19 protein-coding genes are annotated in these 18215 nt (G+C 38.9%); 6 read left to right on the top strand and 13 right to left on the bottom strand.

Annotated elements, in window-relative coordinates; genetic code table 11:
* Positions 1–24: 24 nt before the first annotated feature.
* The 9 genes from EJF36_RS05995 to EJF36_RS05955 all read right to left on the bottom strand — a co-directional run bounded on the left by EJF36_RS05995 (position 25) and on the right by EJF36_RS05955 (position 8508).
* Entirely contained in the window at positions 25–183 is a 159-nt protein-coding gene (locus EJF36_RS05995; protein ID WP_125905446.1) for a FeoB-associated Cys-rich membrane protein, read from the bottom strand.
* Positions 184–221: 38 nt separating this feature from the next.
* Positions 222–2204, bottom strand: coding sequence for a ferrous iron transport protein B (feoB, locus tag EJF36_RS05990; protein ID WP_125905445.1), 1983 nt, complete (start codon positions 2202–2204; stop codon positions 222–224).
* Between the two features lie 220 nt (positions 2205–2424).
* Positions 2425–2715 carry a FeoA family protein gene (locus EJF36_RS05985; protein ID WP_125905444.1) on the bottom strand — a complete coding sequence of 97 codons (291 nt, stop codon included), beginning with the start codon at positions 2713–2715 and terminating at the stop codon, positions 2425–2427.
* Between the two features lie 104 nt (positions 2716–2819).
* Positions 2820–3782, bottom strand: a complete 963-nt coding sequence (locus tag EJF36_RS05980) for a nuclease-related domain-containing protein (protein WP_125905443.1) — start codon at positions 3780–3782, stop codon at positions 2820–2822.
* 1045 nt (positions 3783–4827) lie between these two features.
* Entirely contained in the window at positions 4828–5499 is a 672-nt protein-coding gene (pgmB, locus tag EJF36_RS05975; protein ID WP_125905442.1) for a beta-phosphoglucomutase, read from the bottom strand.
* A gap of 23 nt (positions 5500–5522) precedes the next feature.
* Positions 5523–5861: a DsrE family protein gene (locus EJF36_RS05970; protein WP_125905441.1), complete on the bottom strand. Its 339-nt coding sequence runs from the start codon at positions 5859–5861 to the stop codon at positions 5523–5525.
* 117 nt (positions 5862–5978) lie between these two features.
* Complete coding sequence (locus tag EJF36_RS05965; protein WP_125905440.1) at positions 5979–6860, bottom strand: vanadium-dependent haloperoxidase; 882 nt, start codon at positions 6858–6860, stop codon at positions 5979–5981.
* A 485-nt stretch (positions 6861–7345) separates the two neighbouring features.
* Entirely contained in the window at positions 7346–7657 is a 312-nt protein-coding gene (locus EJF36_RS05960; RefSeq protein WP_125905439.1) for a metal-sulfur cluster assembly factor, read from the bottom strand.
* A gap of 80 nt (positions 7658–7737) precedes the next feature.
* On the bottom strand, positions 7738–8508 hold the full coding sequence (locus EJF36_RS05955; RefSeq protein ID WP_125905438.1) for a prolyl oligopeptidase family serine peptidase: 771 nt from the start codon (positions 8506–8508) through the stop codon (positions 7738–7740).
* A 629-nt stretch (positions 8509–9137) separates the two neighbouring features.
* Here EJF36_RS05955 and EJF36_RS05950 point away from each other — a divergent pair.
* The 3 genes from EJF36_RS05950 to EJF36_RS05945 all read left to right on the top strand — a co-directional run bounded on the left by EJF36_RS05950 (position 9138) and on the right by EJF36_RS05945 (position 10502).
* Positions 9138–9947 (top strand): Cof-type HAD-IIB family hydrolase, encoded by an 810-nt coding sequence (locus EJF36_RS05950; protein ID WP_125905437.1) that lies wholly within the window; start codon positions 9138–9140, stop codon positions 9945–9947.
* A 190-nt stretch (positions 9948–10137) separates the two neighbouring features.
* Entirely contained in the window at positions 10138–10290 is a 153-nt protein-coding gene (locus EJF36_RS21430) for a hypothetical protein (protein ID WP_185806824.1), read from the top strand.
* A 2-nt stretch (positions 10291–10292) separates the two neighbouring features.
* Positions 10293–10502 (top strand): DUF3813 domain-containing protein, encoded by a 210-nt coding sequence (locus EJF36_RS05945; protein ID WP_260471838.1) that lies wholly within the window; start codon positions 10293–10295, stop codon positions 10500–10502.
* 124 nt (positions 10503–10626) lie between these two features.
* Here the strand turns inward: EJF36_RS05945 and EJF36_RS05940 are convergent, their stop codons facing one another.
* Positions 10627–11466 (bottom strand): YitT family protein, encoded by an 840-nt coding sequence (locus tag EJF36_RS05940; RefSeq protein WP_125905436.1) that lies wholly within the window; start codon positions 11464–11466, stop codon positions 10627–10629.
* A gap of 134 nt (positions 11467–11600) precedes the next feature.
* On the opposite strand from EJF36_RS05940, the gene EJF36_RS05935 reads away from it, so the two are divergent.
* The gene (locus EJF36_RS05935) at positions 11601–11732 is read left to right on the top strand and encodes a DUF3941 domain-containing protein (RefSeq protein ID WP_125905435.1); all 132 of its coding nucleotides are present in this window, start codon (positions 11601–11603) and stop codon (positions 11730–11732) included.
* 387 nt (positions 11733–12119) lie between these two features.
* On the opposite strand, the gene EJF36_RS05930 is transcribed toward EJF36_RS05935, so the two are convergent.
* The 3 genes from EJF36_RS05930 to EJF36_RS05920 all read right to left on the bottom strand — a co-directional run bounded on the left by EJF36_RS05930 (position 12120) and on the right by EJF36_RS05920 (position 16151).
* On the bottom strand, positions 12120–13772 hold the full coding sequence (locus EJF36_RS05930) for a methyl-accepting chemotaxis protein (RefSeq protein WP_125905434.1): 1653 nt from the start codon (positions 13770–13772) through the stop codon (positions 12120–12122).
* 10 nt (positions 13773–13782) lie between these two features.
* A complete protein-coding gene (locus EJF36_RS05925) occupies positions 13783–14760 on the bottom strand; it encodes a BMP family lipoprotein (protein ID WP_125905433.1) in 978 nt (325 codons plus the stop codon).
* A 398-nt stretch (positions 14761–15158) separates the two neighbouring features.
* Entirely contained in the window at positions 15159–16151 is a 993-nt protein-coding gene (locus EJF36_RS05920; protein ID WP_125905432.1) for a Gfo/Idh/MocA family protein, read from the bottom strand.
* A gap of 243 nt (positions 16152–16394) precedes the next feature.
* On the opposite strand from EJF36_RS05920, the gene EJF36_RS05915 reads away from it, so the two are divergent.
* Complete coding sequence (locus EJF36_RS05915; protein ID WP_125905431.1) at positions 16395–16952, top strand: DUF1102 domain-containing protein; 558 nt, start codon at positions 16395–16397, stop codon at positions 16950–16952.
* Positions 16953–17074: 122 nt separating this feature from the next.
* Positions 17075–18199, top strand: a complete 1125-nt coding sequence (locus tag EJF36_RS05910) for a signal peptidase I (RefSeq protein ID WP_125905430.1) — start codon at positions 17075–17077, stop codon at positions 18197–18199.
* Positions 18200–18215: the final 16 nt, after the last annotated feature.

Here is an 18215-nt window from a genome sequence, read left to right as displayed (position 1 = left end):
ATGCATTGCTAAATCTAGAATTTCTTATTTTATTATATCATTAACCGCGCAACTACTCCCAGAGCAATTTTTACTAAGTTCACAGGCCGCACATTTACCTTTGCTACTATTCTTTACAAATCGATACAAAGTAAAGCCAGCATACCCGAACACAACTGCTCCTATCGCAACATTCACTAACATGCTGTATCCACTCCCATTCATTTTTGCCTTTTTCAAGATTAGTACATGAGTAGACTACCAACTTGATATATTACTAAAGAAATAACGTATGCAATAACAAGCGCATACCCTATAGAAATATATGTCCATTTGCGGGAAGCCGTTTCTTTGCGAATCGTCGCAACCGTCGCCAAACAAGGAACGTACAGTAAAATGAATACCATAAAGCTAAATGCTGATAGCGGTGTATAATGAGTCGCTAGTAAACCTTGTAGCATGTCTGTATCCGACGTGTGATAAATAATATTCATCGTCGATACAACAACTTCTTTTGCTAAAAATCCGGTTAAAAGAGACGCTCCAGCCTGCCAAGTCCCAAAGCCTAAAGGAGCTAAAATAGGAGCTATCACGCCTCCAATAGCTGCTAAAAAGCTATCATCCATCGAAACATCAAATCCAGCCGGACCTGCGTATGATAAAAGCCAAATGACAACCGATCCTCCTAAAATAAACGTCCCTGCTTTTCGGACGAAGCCTTTTCCTTTTTCCCACGTGCTGCGCCACAATGATAACGGCTGCGGTAATCTATATGGCGGTAATTCAACAACAAAAATTGACTGTTCATTTTTCAAGAAAAACATAGAAAATACCTTTGCTACAAACAATGCTACTAATATACCTAATAAGTATATGCTAAACACAACCAATCCTTGATTAGCTGTAAAAAATGCCCCAGCAAATAAAGCATATACAGGTAAGCGAGCAGAACAAGACATGAGTGGGGTTAGTAAAATTGTTAGTAATCTTTCCTTTGGCTGTTCAATGGTTCGAGCAGCCATCACCCCCGGCACGTTACAACCAAATCCAATTACCATCGGAATGAACGCCTTCCCATTCAACCCAATTCCTTCCATAATCCGGTCCATTACCACGGCCACACGTGCCATATACCCGGAATCTTCAAGAAAAGAAATGAAAAAGAACAAAATGAAAATCTGTGGAACAAATACTAACACGCCACCAACCCCTGCGACAATACCTTCTAAAATAAGGGACTGGATAAAAACTGAAGCTCCAATTGCTTGTAATCCACTAGCCAGGATATTTGTAAGCGGACCTGATATAAATCCGTCTAATAGATCTGCTAATGGGTTTCCTAATCCATCAAACGTTAATAAAAATAACAATAGCATGAAGGCTAAGAAAATAGGCATTCCCATAATCGGATGTGTGACAATAGTATCTATTTTTTCAGTTATTGATTTATTTTCATTTGTTTTCACTTCAATAGCATTTTTAATAATGTTATCAATAAACTGATCTCGCACTTTATAAATAGCCTTATCGATTGGTTCTGATAGCTGCTTTTCTAGACGATCTCTTACTGTGTAGATGCTACTAGCACTGTCACCTTTTTGCACTTCTAGTTCTACACGTTTATTTCCTTCAAGGAATTGAATAGCTAACCAACGTGCTTTTACATGTTGATTTTTTAAAAGAACAGCTATATCGGTTATTGCTTTCTCGATTTTTGTACCGTAATAAAGTTGAAAAGGGATAGCTTGTCCACCTTTATTGAGCTGCTGTTCTAGCTGCTCAACCCCTTTTCCGGTCCGCGCGACGATCGGTATAACGTCAATCTTCAGCTGGTTCATTAATGCGGAGTAATCAATTGAAATACCACGCCTTTGTGCGACATCAATCATATTTAATCCAGCTACCATCGGCTTTTCTAGCTCCAGAAGCTGTACTGTTAAATGTAGGTTTCTCTTTAACTGAGATGCGTCTATAATATTGACGATACTATCTACATGCTCGGATAATAAAAAGTCAGTAACAACAGCTTCGTCCTTCGAAAGCGGATTAAGTGAATACACGCCCGGTAAATCAATCAATTGACCCGACTTACTACGGAGAATACCAACCTTTTTTTCTACCGTTACACCGCTCCAGTTGCCAACATACGAATATTCACCTGTCAGGTTATTAAACAAAGACGTCTTCCCCGTATTCGGGTTTCCAAGAAGTCCTATTACGTTCATGGTTTTCACCTTCATTTTTAGAAATATTTAAGAGGCTTGTTAGATGTGTAAGTATGATTTCGTTAAATTCATCAAATTGTTCATGAATTCAATCTTTTGTCTTGTTCGTTTTATGTGTCTCTTGAGGTAGTAATTAGCTTAGGCCTCAATATTTCTGAAAAGCATCTATTTTAGAGTTCTGAAGTGATTGGTAGCTTTTTTACTCAAAAGTATCTCAAATCTAGCCTCTGATGTTGACGCTTGCAGCTCTCTGCATATCAAAACAAGATGCTTCTTGAAAATGGGCTCTAATTTCAATCTGAATATGTGCTGCTTCCTTCTGTCTAATGCTAATACTTTGCCCGTTAGCCACTAGCATTAATGGCCCTCCAAAAGGCATTTTCCGCGTTACTTTAACGACTGTGCCCTCCGTAATACCGAGATGCAGCAGACGATACTTCACTAATGGGGCGATTTGAGATAAGTCCTGAATTACAGCACATTCCCCTACCTTTAATTGTGATAACACCATTTTTGTCACCTCGAACGCTATTGATAATAGTTCTCAAATATATTTTCATTATAAAGGTTAATGATTGATATTACAGTATTAGTTTTATGACAAATTGGTGAAGACTAAAAGTTAGGTGGATAAGGAGAGTGATATATTCTAGCTTTTGTATTACCCGTTCCATTTATGTCTGTTCGTGAGACAAGATATTGAGTAACCCACGACCTATCAATTCCCAAAAACTCTGACAGTTGCTTGTTAGTAAACTGCCTACCATACAGGAGAAAGAAATCATTAATTCCTTTTTTATAAGCAAAACGCGAACGATTTCCACATACTTTACACATACAAGTATGTCTACGAACCACCTCAAAGCTATGACATGTCGGACATTGAATTCCAGATAAAAGATCTCTACTATCAATTTCATAGAAGTCTAGTGGATTGTATGTTTCTGGCGTATGATTTGCGAGAAAGAAGTCTTTCATTCTATCTCTACTATTATTCGAGAAGACCTTAGAATATTCTTGGTCTTTCTCTAGCAAATGAAAATGAATTTGATCAACGGTAAATACAGCTGAAAGATCGTATGAACAACCGGGTTCTTTGGTTAACTTTACGTGTGGATTTGTAAATACAACATAGGATTTTATGGGGATATCAATATGAAGCTCTTTTAGTAGTTTTTCAAGTTGGCTTTGTTGGCGAAGTACCTGCATTAGTGGGTTAGATAGGATTTTTCGTTTCTCATCGTATACTTGAATGCATTCGTTAAAATCACTGCCAAATATGATTTGACCAGCATTATTCTTAGCATCAACTATATACAATCCTTTTCCTGAATCAATTACGAAGTCCATTTGAAATTTGTGGCCATTACACCGTAGTCGTAAATCTTGATATATTCTAAAGTCATTCGGTAGTAGACTTAAAAAATAATCAACTTCCCTTTCTCCTTTTAATCCTGATCGTCGATTTCTTATATCCGTCTGTATCAGTGATTTTTTAGGATGCCATTCAGGTAATCTACGAAATACTGCTTCATTTTTCATAAGCTTAATTGGTAAATCTCTTTTTTTAACAATCAAAGTATGTAACCTCCTAAATATATTTAGTTATTATCTATTATTGCACGAAAATCATGTAAAACTTTTACAAATATATGAAAATTTATTTTAAAAAGGTTAAGAACTTCACATTTCTATAAAAAGTCAGGTAACTAGGGAATGTACTAAAGACTGATGCGAGTTATCAGGAAATCTACATTTTCCTAAGAAAATTGCTGCGTTATTCAAGAGTTCCGCGCGCGTTTTCAAGAGTTTCTACCCGGTTTTCAAGAATTTTTACCCGTTTTTCAAAAATTCTACGCTTTTTCAAGAAATTCACTGCGTTATTCAAGAATTTCACACGCGTTTTCAAGAGTTTTTACCCGTTTTTCAAGAATTCTATGCTTTTTCAAGAATTTCATAGCGTTATTCAAGAATTTCACACGTGTTTTCAAGAGTTTTTACCCGTTTTTCAAGAATTCTACCTTTTTTCAAGAAATTCACTGCGTTATTCAAGAATTTCGCGCGCGGTTTCAAGAATTTCTACCCGTTTTTCAAGAATTCTACCTTTTTTCAAGAAATTCACTGCGTTATTCAAGAATTTCACTGCGTTATTCAAGAATTTCACACGCGTTTTCAAGAGTTTTTACCCGTTTTTCAAGAATTCTATGCTTTTTCAAGAATTTATCTGCGTTATTCAAGAATTTCGCGCGCGTTTTCAAGAATTTTTACTCGTTTTTCAAGAATTCTATGCTTTTTCAAGAAATTCACTGCGTTATTCAAGAATTTCACACGTGTTTTCAAGAATTCCTACCCGTTTTTCAAGATTTCTACGCTTTTTCAAGAAATTATCTGTGTTATTCAAGAATTTCGCGCGTGTTTTCAAGAATTCCTACCCGTTTTTCAAGAATTCCGCCGTTACCCCAACAATACTTAACACTTTACCAAGAAAATCGCCACTCCCCCCAACAAACAAAAAACCAAGCTCCATCACCGACAGAGCTTGGTTATGCTGTATTCATGATACGAGCGTTTGCAGCTACTAATAACTGCATCCGCATCGCGAACTGCGAACTACACGCACATATTATTTTGCTGCTGTGTACTTCTCTTGAATTGTAGCTAAAGATAAATCAGCTGTGTTTGTTACGATATAATCTGCTTTAGCCATTGCTTCTGGTGTACCTACACCAACTGCGAACATGCCAGCCGCTTTAACAGCTTCCACACCTGCTTCTGCGTCTTCCACACCAACGCAATCAGCTGGATCAACACCTAAGTTTTCAGCAGCCTTTAAGAAAACTTCTGGGTGTGGCTTACCTTTTTCAACAGTTGCTGCGTCTACCATGTAGTCGAAGTACTCACGTACACCTAGGCTATCGATAACAGCAAAAGCATTTTTACTAGCAGACGCTAGACCAACTTTAATGCCAGCCGCTTTAATATCCTTTAACAGCTGCAATACGCCTGGTAGAATATCCTCAGGTGTAATGCCAGTAATTAATTGCTTGTATTGATCATTTTTCTTCGTTGCTAACGCTTCTTTTTCTTCAGGTGTGAAATCGTTCTCACGTCCGCCACGCTTTAAGATTAAATCAAGGGAATCCATGCGGTTTACGCCTTTTAGCTGCTCATTGAACTCACGATCAAACGTAATCCCGTTTTCCTCCGCTAATTGCTTCCAAGCTAAGTAGTGGTGCTCAGCAGTATCTGTAATAACGCCATCTAGGTCAAAAATAAATGCTTGAATGTTTGCCATATTCATCAACCTCTCATATGTATTTATGAAATTGTTATAACTTCGTAATCGCTTGCAAGCTCTACAAAACGTTGCATCGAACTAATCTTTCCGACAGTCAACTGATCCTCTAGCTTATAATAGTCCACACATGTTTTACATGCTAGCACTTCTATACCCGCTTGCTCGAGCTCTGCTAAGTGAACGGATACAAGTGAATCAGCCGTTAACGCATACACGCCACTATTCATACAAAATATAGCACGTGGTTTGTCTTCACGCTGCTTCAACAAAGTAAAAAAAGTTTCTAAAATACCTTCGCCTAACTCTTTTTCGCCACGCCCTAATTCTGTTGAACTTACCAAAATCACTTTCTGTTTCATTATGTATCGCTCCTTGCTCTTTTATCCAGCTAGAGAAAATGTTAACAATTTCACAAAAAATATTGTAACACCCCCATAAAGAGAGTGCTACCCTTATTTTATCAATCTTTCCACTGATTAGTAAAATAACTTTGGTTTCGGTGCATGCTTATTTTTATTTTTAATACGTAAGTCCTCTAACAGCAATGATTCACATTTTTTATTAAAATCAAATGGAATAGCCTGCTCGTATGGCGGCGGAATTAACTTCGCATTTTTATAATTTCTATATGGGGTATCAATAAGCTTCCATCTCGAGTCTCGGTCACGCTTTATCTCATCAACAACTATGCGACCAATTTGTCTTCCAAGTCGCAGTCCTTCCGAGTTGTCAATCGGATAGTGCACCCCGCCATACAGTCTTGACATCGCATTCTCTTCAGCTAGTTTATGGAGCTTGCGTCGCTCAGCTGGGAAAAAGTAAGCTAAAATCTCCTCTGCTGCGCCTGAAACAACAGCGTGACCTGATGGATAGGACGGATGTCTAGGTGTACAAATCACCGTTGCTAAACTTGGATCCAATTGGTTAGGACGCGCGACGAGCCATTTATATTTTAAATACCACGCCACGACAAACGCATCGTTCAGACCGTCCTGCAACGCAGCAAGAATTCTTCCCGCGCGCGGTGCTTCCACCCCATACGTATCAATTAAAATATCGGCAATTGGTGTCCACTGCTTTGTAGGTGGTCCACTCCCCCAATATACCGCAACATTTTTTTCATGCTCAGTTACTTTAGCCAATGTTCTTTTTACAACTTCTAGCTGCTTATACCAATCAATCGTATGTGGGTCCCGAATCGCTAACTGAATCGGATGGCCATCTAATGTTTCAAAGCCTTCCTCTCCATGCTTAATAAAAAATGTTCGCCACGATCCGGCATACGGCGTCTCACCATTTTTAGGAGGATGCTTTTCTCCAGCATAAGGGAGATCGGACCATAATGGATAATTTGACATAATCTCACCTCCTAGTCATTTTACTTATAAACTATGCGGGGAGGTAATTTACGTATAGACGAATGTATCGCTTGCAGACATTAATTCCACGTCTGTCCATGGTCAAAAACCTGTACAAACTGTCCCTAGTCGAAAAGAGGTTGTTGCAATCTGTCCATTGTTGAAGAACGCGTCACACTGTTCAAAGTATCGGTCGAGTACAAGATTAGCCGTCCACCACTTTAACAAAAAAAAGCACCCTAAAAGGATGCTAAATGTTAGTCAACTTTTAATTCGTTTTGTCGGGTTCATCTTAACCAAAATGCGATACGACTTAATCATGTATTCCTAACACAATTTTTTTCACGCAAGAATTTCATGTAAACATAACACAATTTTTTTACGTAAGAAGAATTTCATGTATGCATAACACATTTTTTTTGCGTAAGGATTTCATGCATGCATAACACAATTTTTTCTCAATTAATCATGCCATTTTTGCGTTATTAATCATGTATACCTAACGCTATTTTCGCGTAACGAGACATGCGCTCCTTACCCCAAGGCGGGCTCCACACAATGTTAACCTCTGTTTCTTTCACTTCAGGTAAGTCCGCTAACACCTGCTTAATATTTTCCGTGATAGGACCTGCAAGCGGGCACCCCATTGACGTTAACGTCATCGTTACCGTACACAGCCCATCCTCATTTAAGTCCACATCGTACACAAGACCTAAGTTAACAATATCTATACCAAGTTCTGGGTCTAGCACCTCTTCAAGTGCGCCCATTAAATTTTCCTTTGTTGCTTCATCCATCGTTCCCATTCTCCTTTCATCTCTTCTACTATTACCATTATAAATATAAAGAAATCATTTTCAAAACATTGTGATTCAAATCATACATACTTTTCAAACCAATCGACAAGACGCAGCGCCCCATCCCAACTTACCATGTGTCCGGCTTCATCATCAACAATAAACTCTAACTTCTCCGGTTCATACATATTTTTTGCCAAAAGCTGCTCGTAAAATTTATACGCAAAATGAAACGGCACAACATCGTCTTTTTTTCCATGCCAAAATAACAAAGGTCTGCCTGCGAACTCATCTATGCGGCGACTTGGGTCATAATCCCGAAGTTGTACCAACTTACTTTCAAGAACACTATCATCAATGTCTCCGGTTAATCCCAGCTTTTTCACTTGATCTATGAGCGCAAGCGCAAATTCCTCATAAAACGGATTCCCCATTAAGCTAACACCCGCTTTAATCCAGTCATACTGCGTTAAAGCACCAAGCATTGTGATAGCGCCCATCGATGTACCAGCCACACCAATCCGCTCTTCATCAACTAAGCCGCGGCCAACATAAATCTTACGCAACAAATCGACTTCGCGAATCGATCGCAGCACAATATCCCAAAACGCTAAGTTAAGCTTAGTATCACTTACCCCGCTTGGACGACGCTCACCATGAAGCAGTGCTTCTGGCATCACGACACGAAATCCCTTTTGTGCGAGCAAATAGCCATAATGAAGGTTACGCTCTTTAACACTAGTAAACCCGTGCAGAAAAAATATCGTCGGCAACGCGGCTTCTTGTTTATTTGCTTCAAATATATGTATAACAGGGATGTCTTCAACAACCTCAGGCAGAATAGTAATCATTGACAGTATCTCCTCTTTTCTCTTTAATCATATATGAAAAAATAGTAGTCAAAATCGGCAGCATCCAGACAAAAATCGCAAATGATACAAATTGATAGCAACGGCATTCGTAATATCGTGCTGCATATGAGAGCCAGCACACTCCACTGCAATCACCTCTAAAACACCGGCGAAGGCGCGAGTAAGTGTCCGAGCTGTAAACAACTAAAAGCCAATATTATACACCCCTACAGTGTAACATTTTCACAAAAAAAGTACATGAAGTTCTGTTTGTGTAGTTCTATCACAATTCCTTATACATTGATACAAAAAAAGTTCATGAAGTTCAGTTTGTGGAATTTTATCGCAAATTCCTAAAACGTTGTTATAAAAAGTGCATGATGTTCAATTTGTCAGTATACTGCCGCTAATTCCTTATACATTGCTACAAAAGTGCATGATGTTCAAGTTGTCAGTATACTACCGCTAATTCCTTATACATTGTTACAAAAGTTCATGATGTTCAAGTTGTGGGCGAAGTCCTCATACATTTTCACAAAATAAAAAGCACCGTGTTAGGTAGTTCGTACATATTTGCGTTACAATATGAATATGGTAAAAATTTAGGATAGCAGCAAAAGGAGTATTATATGAAGGATAAACACTTAATTGCTTTGGATTTAGACGGAACACTATTAACCGATGAGAAAAAAATATCGTCACGAACGAAAGAAACGATTTTCAAGCTAAAGGAACAAGGACATGTTGTGTGCATTGCAACTGGCCGTCCGTTTCGTTCTAGCTCGATGTACTACAAAGAGCTTGAGCTAACAAGCCCGATCGTAAACTTTAATGGCGCGTTTGTACACCATCCTCTTGATGATAATTGGGGTGTGTATCATACACCGTTAGATTTAAACGCCGTGAAGGAAATTGTAACGGCTAGCGAAAAGTATAATTTAAAAAATATTATTGCTGAAATTATGGATGAAGTGTATTTCCATTATCATGATGAACGTTTGCTTGATATTTTTAGCTTTGGTGACCCAAAAGTAACAACAGGTGATTTACGTGAGATTTTACCGAAGGATCCCACAAGTATTCTAATTCATGCTGAAGAGAGTCATGTTGACGAAATCCGTCGCCACCTATCTGACGTGCATGCCGAGCTCGTTGACCACCGTCGTTGGGGTGCACCGTGGCATGTTATTGAAATCGTGCGTACAGGAATGAACAAAGCGGTCGGCTTACAACGTTTGTCAGATCATTACGGCATTCCGAAAGAACGCATCATAGCTTTCGGTGATGAAGATAATGATTTAGAAATGATCGAGTACGCTGGCACCGGTGTAGCAATGGGAAATGCGATTGATCAATTAAAAGGCATCGCAAATGAAATAACAGCTACAAATGAAGAAGATGGTATTGGATTGTTTTTAGAGGAATTTTTCAAGCTGTAATTAATGTAGGGAACGTTCCGGTCCGAAAAGTAAGATATATCGACACTGACTATGGTGAGACCAATTTCTTTCTTATTTTTCCAGATGAATAATTTCTTCGTTAATTTCGCAAATTATTAGTAACGCAGCGGTAGTCGTTGCGTGATGCTTTGCAGCTTAGTCAGTTAAACTATGTCAGGGGGAATGTATCATGGGCCGAAGTAGCAAGTCGAAACGATTCGTGAAACAAGGCGTTGATGCTGTCACTATGCACGACCAGAGAATTCCCTATCACTCAACGTATGCGGAAGCTGAAGAACGAAAAGCAAACAGCGTCCAGCAAACCTCACTAGGGAGCTTATAGCAATGGGCAAAGGTAATATGTTGTTCCAAAAAGCAAACGAAGCTGTAGGTATTGCGGAGCAAGCTGCAGCTGGTCAGTCTGACGTTTCTGTCGACCAAGCCATTTCTGTAGCTAAAAACGCACTTTCTTCAGCTTTTGCAAACTCCACATTCGCTGAAAAAGAGCAACTGCACAGTATGCAGGACCGACTAGACCAACTGCAAAGTCATTAGAAAAAGGTGTCGCGGATTTCGCGGCACCTTTTTTGTATATGTGAAGTTGCTTGATTTTCTGGAATTCAATAGCCTTTCTGGAAAAGACTACAGGAGGTTGGTGACTTTTTTGGAAAACCCCAAGCTAGTCTTTTCGGAAAAAGCCGAAAATCCCGGTTGTTTGTACAACATTTGTAAATGCGTTCGGGTCTACTTCTTTTATCACGTGCTCGAGATCGTACAGCTCGTATCTTGTGATTACAATGATTAACATGTCCTTTGGTTCATTTGTAAAAGCACCTTTTGCAGGTACAACTGTGATACCGCGAACCAACTTCTCATGAATGGCAGTTTTTAATTCGTCTGCTTTTTTCGTGATAATCATGGCTGTTAATTTTTCATGGCGCGTATGAATCGCATCTATCACACGTGTTGAAACATACAGCTGAACGAGTGTGTACAATGCTTTTTCCCAGCCAAACAGCATCCCCGCTGTGATAATGATAATGGCGTTTAAGGCAAAAAAGTAAGTACCGACCGGACGGTCCTTCATGCGTGATAGCACCATCGCGACAATGTCCATCCCGCCTGTTGACGCCCCCCATTTCAGGGTGAAACCAATTCCAATGGCGGCAATTACCCCGCCAAATACCGCGTTTAATAAGATATCAGGTGATACTTGTATAATAGGAATAACCTCTAAAAAGATCGACATAAAGATAACACTTAGAAAGCTATAAAAGGTAAAGGAGCGGCCGATTTTTTTCCAACCAAGATAGGCAACAGGGACGTTAAGTAAAAACAATGACAGACCTGTTGGAATGGTAAACGGTAGAAACTCAACACTAATGCTCCATAGTAACTGAGAGATCCCAGTAAAGCCTGCAGAATAAACACTGGCAGGGATTAAGAAGAAATTCAGTGCAATTGCATTTAAGAACGCACCGATAATGACGACAATAATTTTTTTTGCATGTTCGGACATTGTTGTCCCTCCCTTAAATGGCATACTTTGCTAACTGTAAAGGAGAAAGCCGTTTCAAGTCAACACATATGTTACATAGTTTTTCTAATTCTCGGTAAAACTACACATATGAGTTTAGGAGGGGTGAATATTTTATGACAAACACAAGTGATAACGACAAAAAAGCAAAAGACAAAAATGCGGAAAATCATGAGAAAAACATGATGGAAACGAAAAACCGCAAAATGGGTAAAAAGCAATTCTCCAAAAAAACAGACCATCTGTAAGCCGTGTGGCTTACGGATGGTCTTTCATTTGTGGCGAGTGGGTAGTTTGGCGCTGGCTAATGGGCTGTGCATTTTTTTATGCGCGAAATTTTGCTGTTTATGCGTGAGTTTTAGTGGTTTATGCGTCAATTTCTGGGATTTATGCGTAAACTTTTTTGGTTTATGCGCCATTTTTAATGATTTATGCGTAAAAGCAGTCGCGGCGCTTAATTTACGGGCGAAATTTGTTGTTTACGATTTTATGCGTATGTTTTTCGTGTTTATGCGCGAAAAATTGCTGTTTATGCGCATGCTTCCCGGGTTTATGCGCCAAAATTTAGGGTTTATGCGCCATTTTTAATGATTTATGCGTAAATCGTAAATCCCCTGGGCACCACCAGGAAACACCTACTTCGTCTTAAACTGCGCGAGCACCGTCTTCATATCATTGGCCATTTCACGTAGACGCGTGACTTTTTCAACCATGTTTTTAAATGCTGATAGCTGCTCTGTGGTCGATGCGGATATTTCTTCACTACCCGCTGCCGATTCTTCTACTACCGCAGAAATGCTTTCCACGTTGTGCAGTACATTTTCGCCAAGCTGCTTTGCTGTCGCGACACCATCAACTAGCTGCTGAAGCTCAGATGAGATGCCTTTAACTTTTTGATCAATTTGGTTAAAAGAAGATAGCGTTTCATCCATCGCAAAATACTGTTTATCAGCCGTATCTAGTCCAGCTTTTACAGCGCCCGAAATATCTTCTAAGCCTGTGCGAATTAAACCTAACATTTCAAAGATTTCCTTCGTTGCACTAGAAGATTGCTCAGCAAGCTTACGAACCTCACTTGCTACGACCGCAAAGCCTTTGCCAGCTTCGCCCGCTCTTGCCGCCTCAATTGCTGCATTCAATGCTAGTAGATTCGTTTGTTCAGAAATACCAGCTACTGTTTTGGCCATCACTTCTATTTTTTCCGCGTACGTAACGAATTGATTCGTTGCTTTTTCAATCGAAGAAGTAGCCTCTGCGTTTTCCTTCATGTATTCAGACTGCTTTTCAATCGCTGCTTTACCAGTTGCAATCGCTTGGACCGCTTCATCTCCGTATGCTGCCGATTGCTTCGTACGCTCCACATTCGTTGCAAATTCATTGTCCATATCTTCGATAGCTGTCACTGCCGTTTGTAAGTCTTCGGAAATACTTTGCGAGCCGGCTGACAGTTCATCTGTCGAAATAGCAACTTGATTGGCAATCTCCGTAAGGGCTTGATTTTCTTGCTCAATTTCACGGGCAAAGCCTTCAACTTGACGACCCATGCCATCTACTTGTGTGACAAGCTGTGATAATTGCTCTGTCATTTGTTCAAACGCCGAATTGAGTGAGCCGAGCTCGTCCTTCGCTTTGTACGACACTTTTTCTACTACTAAATTGCCGTTCGCAATCTCATGAGCATTTTTACTTAACGCAACTAATGGTTTGGTAATTGATTTAGTTGCCCAAAAACTTACTACTCCAGCAAGTGCGATTAAAACAAGTAACCCGATAATAGAAATGGTAACCACCATCTGAATTTTCCGATCTAATTGCTCTTGAAGCTGGTCATAGTAAGCATTTGCGTTGAGGTTCATTGTGTAAATATCATTAACAATCCCTTTTGTACGGATGGACTGTCTTTTTACCTCTGCGGAATCACGCGCTGTTAACGCGTCCTCTGCTGTTGTTTTTAATGCTGCATATTTATCCTTAGCACGTTGTAGCAACGCTTTATTATCCGCCACTACCAACATGCCATCTAATTTTATAAAAAGTTCGTCAACTGTTTTTAAATGAGTCTGGGCCCCCTGCTTATTCGCTTCAGACATGTTGTAAGAGTAGTTGCTTAAGCTCTGCTCAACAGCTTTCACTTCAGCATCAAGGTTTTGAACCGTTACTAAAACCGATACATAGTCGCTGCTTGATGATTTAACATTTAACATATTAAAAATAATGAATGCGATTAATACTGCTGCGAGTAGTATCGTAGTTAATGAGTTAACGAGAAGTTTCGTGCGTATCTTCATGCTGTGCCTCCTAGTTGATTGTAATTTTGCCGGTTGTTAGCTTTGTCGTCCACTCGTCAATTTTTGTTTGAAGTGTGGTTGATGTTGGGTGTACGCGGATTGGTGCTAGTCCTACACCATTTTCATTTATGCCAAAGGATACTTGTCCTTCAGGAATAGAGTTTGTTTCAGCTAGTTCCTTCGCAATTTCATATAGGGCTACATCAATATTTTTTAACATAGAAGATACAACAGCTTTTTCTGCAAAATAAAATTGATCACTGTCTACACCAATGGCATATACACCACTTGCTTCAGCCTGCTTTAATACGCCCACACCTGTAAAGCCAGCGGCCGCATACAATACATCTGCCTCTGCTGCGATCATTTCTTGCGCAATTTGTGCGCCTAGCTTGTCGTTCCCAAAATCGTTTGCAAATTTCGAAATGACTTGTATTTGCGGATTTACAGCTTGTGCTCCCGCGACAAAACCTTTTTGAAACTTACGGATTAACGGCACATCAGCCCCACCGATGAAACCAATCTTTTGTGTTGTTGATGTCAGTGCTGCGAGCACACCAGCGAGGAAACTTCCTTCATCTTCTTTAAAAGTAATAGACGTAACGTTCGGTAACTCAGATACAGCATCAATGAGGACGAAGCGTTGATCAGGAAACTGCTGTGCCACCTTCTCAAGATCCCCTTGTATCATGAAGCCAAGACCAACGACAATATCATGGTTCGCTTCTACGAGCTCCTGCAAGCCCTGTTCATATGTACCTGTTTCCTGCAGTTCGCGATAATCAAATAATATATTAAGTTCATCTCTTGCTTTTTCTAATCCTAAAAATGCAGAGTCACTAAAGGACTGATCTCCAAGACCCACGTCAGATAACATAATACCGATTGATGTCATATCTTGTGTTGTGTTTGTTGTTGCTTGGTTGGAACATCCTGTTGCTACTAATAAAACAATCATGAAAACTAGTAAAACTCGATGTCGAAGCATGGTGAGAACCCTCCTAATTTACTAATAGACAATTATTATATCGGTAGTATATTGGGGATATATATAGGAAATTGGTCGGAGTTTTTCGTGTGGTAAAGAGGGAAAGCGGTTTACTTCCGGAGGAAGTTTCTAACAGGGAGTTTTGTAAGTTAATGAAAAATTTCAAGTTAACTGGTGGAACTTTGTCGTCGGTTTCATCTGATGAAAAACTTTACCTTCTCTGGGGGGAAGTTGCAGTAGTTTTCATGTCTTAGAATAATCCGCAAGTCGAAAAGCGATTTTGGAAAAAACCAACTAAAAAACCTGCAAGTTCTCTTGGGAACTTTGCAGGTTTTTTAAATACTTAGTTGCAGTTTAGTATATATTGGACTAGTTTAAACTTTCACACTAATTGTGGTTTAGCCTAACTGTATCGCTTTTCCTTGCTTAATAGATTCATAGAATGCATCAATGACTCGCATATTTTGGATTGTATTTTCATCTGTGTATGATGGTTGAGTTTGCGTGAGTACCGAATTAGCAAAATGCTCCACTTGATTTTTGTATTGGTCAGAGGTAATCGTCTCTTCGCGGGTTACATTTCCTGTTGTGACAATTACAATACCGTCATGTCCGTATGCATCAGGGCGGTACGCACGTGGCACACGAATGCTTCCTTTGTTACCGATAATCTCATATTCCTGACGCAAACCAGATTCAAAACTAGAATCAAACATAACTTGCACACCGTTGCTCATGCGCATCATACCATACGCAGACATATCTACGTTGTTCGTTGGATGGATATTTGCTTGTACTGTTACTTCGGTAGGTTCTGCTTGTAATATGTTCCTTGCCGCATGAATGCAATAGCAGCCAACATCATACAAGGAGCCTCCCCCTTTAGCTGCATCAAGACGAATGTTCTCACCTGGATTACTCATATGGAACGAAAACGCCGCTCTCATAAGCTTAACGTCACCAATCTCACCCGACGCAATAATCTCACGTACTCTGTCATGCTGCGCATGGAATTGATACATGAACGCTTCCATCGTAGTAACGTTGTGTTGTTTTGCTATGTTGAGCATTTCTTCAGTTTCTTGCGCGTTAAGTGCAGCTGGTTTTTCATATAGTACATGCTTGCCATGTTGAGCCGCCTTAATAACCCATTCCTTATGTAAGTGGTTTGGTAGTGGTATGTACACTGCTTGGATATCTGGATCGGCGAGCAGTTCCTCATATGATTCATACGCTCTAGGAATCTTGTAATTTTGCGCTACCTCATGAACTTGCGGCCCACGTGATGCAATTGCTAGGACCTCAGCATTGTGTGCACGCTTAATCGCTGGAATAAGTGCTTTTTTCGCGATGTTGGCAGTACTAATAATGCCGAAATTTAGAGTTGGCATAGGATCACCTCGGGATATTATTTTTTCATAGAATCAATTATACCATTAATTAGTAAAACTCAGCTTAGTCTATGGTACAAAAGTATACCTCTAAAGTAGTAGATAGAGTGACTCAAAACTACACTAAAGAGATTTAAAAAGCACTCCAACGAGTGGTGTTTGTCTTGCTGAAACTTTCTATAATGAAGTCAGAAGTTAAGTAAGACAACAAAAATTTTCTAAAAAACAAAGGAGTGTTTCACAATGAAAAAATCTTTATTAATGGTAGTAGCAATGTTAGCTCTATCAACTGTAATGGCGGCTTTTGCATTCTCGAGCGCGACGATTGACAACAAAGAATCTTATCTAACAGTTGCTAGTACTGACAACTCTTTAATTTCATTAATTCCATATGGTGAAAATGAAGTCGGGGCAAAAGATCAAGCTGTCACAATTGATGGTGGAGAACTTAAGATTGATTTAGCAAAAGGAAACGGCGGTAGCTTTGGTATCCAAGGTGAAAGTAGATATAACTGGGATAAATTCTTCCAAGTTAAAAATAACTCTAAAGAGACTGTAGAGTTCTACATGACTAAAGACGGTTGGGGAGCAGATAAAAAAGTGGATGTTTACTTAGGTGGCTATAACTTAAATACACCTAATGAAGTTAAAGAATTCATTTGGAGTAGTAATAACCGTAACGGTAAAGTTACTTTACAACCTGGTGAAACAGCTAATGTTTATTTAGATCTTTATGTTGAAAAAGGTGCTAAATTACAAACAAATCAAGCTACATTAACTGTGCATGTAAATGCTAAGTAATTAAATAAAGGAAAATCCTGACTAGTACCAACTACTAGTTAGGATTTTCTTTTTAGTAATTCTGTCTCAACCTCAAAATAATTTTTCTAGTTATTCATAACTTCTTAGGTGAGGAGAAATGTATGTCAAAATCATTCAAGGTTCTGTTTAACTTCATCTTCTATTTCATGATTTTAATTATAATTACTTCTTCTTTAGGTGCACAATTCTTAAATAAACCTCTAATTTTTAGTGTTATTCAATCCAACAGCATGTATCCCTTATTTCAACGTGGTGACATGGTTGTTATTAATCAGGTGAATGAAGATACTGAAATTAATGTTGGGGACATTTATATTTTTACATCTAAAGAAGGAGAACTTCAAACCAAAGGTTGGATTTTTCATAGAATTATTGAAGGGTCTGATACAAAAGGGTACATAACAAAAGGTGACAACAATGATTACACAGATCAGTCATACGGGAACAATGTTCCCATTCAAAGAGAGTGGATTGTTAGTAAGGCAATCACCCTAAACCAAAAACCTCTAGTCATACCGAAAGTAGGTTTCCTAACTCTCTGGTTAGGTGAATGGATTAAAAAGCTACAAGGAAGTTCCATTACTATTCCTATTCTCGTTGTTATTATAACTGCTATAATAGGCCTTTCAGAGCTTATTAAAAAACCCGCAAAAAAGAAATCTAAGAAAACGAATTCAGAAAGTCTATATTTATTTGGTGGTCTAACTCTATCCATTTTAGTAGCTGGTAACCTTATATCCACAACACAAATTTATAAACTCCCTTATGAAGTATCTAGTAACTCACAAGGAATTATTATGGGTAGTGACGTTGGTATCATGAAACAAGGGGAAGAGAAAACTATCCCGTTACATGAAATATCACATAATGGACCTTTGCCCTTAACAATCACATTCACAACAAACGATTCTCAACTCTCATTGAATCAAAAAGCTGTTCGTCTTTCAAATGGTGATACAATTCAACCAGAATTAACTGTTCACGCTAATGAAGTAGGGCAATATACATCTAGGCTATATATTGGATACTTTTTCCCACTCTTACCTAAGCAATTAATATACTACCTTGCTTCAATTAATTATTGGTTAGCAGTTGGCGTAGTCTCCCTTATTCCAGGTTTGCCAATTATGTTATATCCAATATTTGATTCAAAACTAAGAAGAAACATGATTAAACAAGTTAAACGTTCATTTAGAAAATCTCGAAGAAAATTATCCTTCACATAAAAAAATCCGCCGAATC

This window comes from Bacillus sp. HMF5848 (assembly GCF_003944835.1).
Taxonomy (GTDB): Bacteria; Bacillota; Bacilli; order Bacillales; family HMF5848; genus HMF5848.
This window is presented reverse-complemented; position numbering and strand designations above follow the sequence as displayed.

Coding starts and splice junctions, on each gene's coding strand:
- EJF36_RS05995 (WP_125905446.1), bottom strand. CDS start 183: ATGTTAGTGAATGTTGCGATAGGAGCAGTTGTGTTCGGGTATGCTGGC.
- feoB (WP_125905445.1), bottom strand. CDS start 2,204: ATGAACGTAATAGGACTTCTTGGAAACCCGAATACGGGGAAGACGTCT.
- EJF36_RS05985 (WP_125905444.1), bottom strand. CDS start 2,715: ATGGTGTTATCACAATTAAAGGTAGGGGAATGTGCTGTAATTCAGGAC.
- pgmB (WP_125905442.1), bottom strand. CDS start 5,499: ATGGCAAACATTCAAGCATTTATTTTTGACCTAGATGGCGTTATTACA.
- EJF36_RS05970 (WP_125905441.1), bottom strand. CDS start 5,861: ATGAAACAGAAAGTGATTTTGGTAAGTTCAACAGAATTAGGGCGTGGC.
- EJF36_RS05965 (WP_125905440.1), bottom strand. CDS start 6,860: ATGTCAAATTATCCATTATGGTCCGATCTCCCTTATGCTGGAGAAAAG.
- EJF36_RS05960 (WP_125905439.1), bottom strand. CDS start 7,657: ATGGATGAAGCAACAAAGGAAAATTTAATGGGCGCACTTGAAGAGGTG.
- EJF36_RS05955 (WP_125905438.1), bottom strand. CDS start 8,508: ATGATTACTATTCTGCCTGAGGTTGTTGAAGACATCCCTGTTATACAT.
- EJF36_RS05950 (WP_125905437.1), top strand. CDS start 9,138: ATGAAGGATAAACACTTAATTGCTTTGGATTTAGACGGAACACTATTA.
- EJF36_RS21430 (WP_185806824.1), top strand. CDS start 10,138: ATGGGCCGAAGTAGCAAGTCGAAACGATTCGTGAAACAAGGCGTTGAT.
- EJF36_RS05945 (WP_260471838.1), top strand. CDS start 10,293: ATGGGCAAAGGTAATATGTTGTTCCAAAAAGCAAACGAAGCTGTAGGT.
- EJF36_RS05940 (WP_125905436.1), bottom strand. CDS start 11,466: ATGTCCGAACATGCAAAAAAAATTATTGTCGTCATTATCGGTGCGTTC.
- EJF36_RS05935 (WP_125905435.1), top strand. CDS start 11,601: ATGACAAACACAAGTGATAACGACAAAAAAGCAAAAGACAAAAATGCG.
- EJF36_RS05930 (WP_125905434.1), bottom strand. CDS start 13,772: ATGAAGATACGCACGAAACTTCTCGTTAACTCATTAACTACGATACTA.
- EJF36_RS05925 (WP_125905433.1), bottom strand. CDS start 14,760: ATGCTTCGACATCGAGTTTTACTAGTTTTCATGATTGTTTTATTAGTA.
- EJF36_RS05920 (WP_125905432.1), bottom strand. CDS start 16,151: ATGCCAACTCTAAATTTCGGCATTATTAGTACTGCCAACATCGCGAAA.
- EJF36_RS05915 (WP_125905431.1), top strand. CDS start 16,395: ATGAAAAAATCTTTATTAATGGTAGTAGCAATGTTAGCTCTATCAACT.
- EJF36_RS05910 (WP_125905430.1), top strand. CDS start 17,075: ATGTCAAAATCATTCAAGGTTCTGTTTAACTTCATCTTCTATTTCATG.